Genomic DNA, 569 nt, shown 5'->3' with positions numbered 1-569 from the left:
GCACCAGAAGTAGATAGCTTAACCTTCGGGAGGGCGTTTACCACGGTGTGATTCATGACTGGGGTGAAGTCGTAACAAGGTAACCCTAGGGGAACCTGGGGTTGGATCACCTCCTTACCTTAAGATGACGTATGTTGTTGAGTGTTCACACAGATTGCCTTGATTCAAGTTTAGAGACAGTACACGAAGTGGGTCTGTAGCTCAGGTGGTTAGAGCGCACCCCTGATAAGGGTGAGGTCGGTGGTTCGAGTCCACTCAGACCCACCACTTCGTCTGATTACGGGGCTATAGCTCAGCTGGGAGAGCGCCTGCTTTGCACGCAGGAGGTCTGCGGTTCGATCCCGCATAGCTCCACCATAATCGGTACTGTATTTTGCGAGAAGCAAAAGCCATGCATTGAGCTTTGATGTTCAATCTATGTCTTTGACTTCTTTATGAAGTTTGCTCTTTAACAATCTGGAAAGCTGATTTAAAAAGTAGTTCTCAAACATTTGTTACAAGTGCTTTGGAAACTTCTTGGCGAAAACCAAAATTTATTTTGGTCCTTGTTGTACAGCAACAAGTCGCGT

The 569-nt window shown here is 46.6% G+C and carries 2 tRNA genes and 1 rRNA gene; all 3 read left to right on the top strand.

The annotated features are described in order from the left end of the window. Window positions 1-117 (top strand): 16S ribosomal RNA (locus AACW87_RS14585); the annotation flags it as partial. Window positions 118-190: 73 nt separating this feature from the next. Beyond that, window positions 191-267, top strand: a tRNA-Ile gene (locus AACW87_RS14580). A 14-nt stretch (window positions 268-281) separates the two neighbouring features. Then, a tRNA-Ala gene (locus AACW87_RS14575) sits at window positions 282-357 on the top strand. Window positions 358-569 lie beyond the last annotated feature (212 nt).

Origin of the sequence: Aeromonas sp. MR7 (assembly GCF_963899385.1) — a bacterium.
Lineage (GTDB): Bacteria > Pseudomonadota > Gammaproteobacteria > Enterobacterales > Aeromonadaceae > Aeromonas > Aeromonas bestiarum.
The sequence above is the reverse complement of the archived record's forward strand: the minus strand, read 5'-3'. Positions and strand labels throughout refer to the sequence as shown.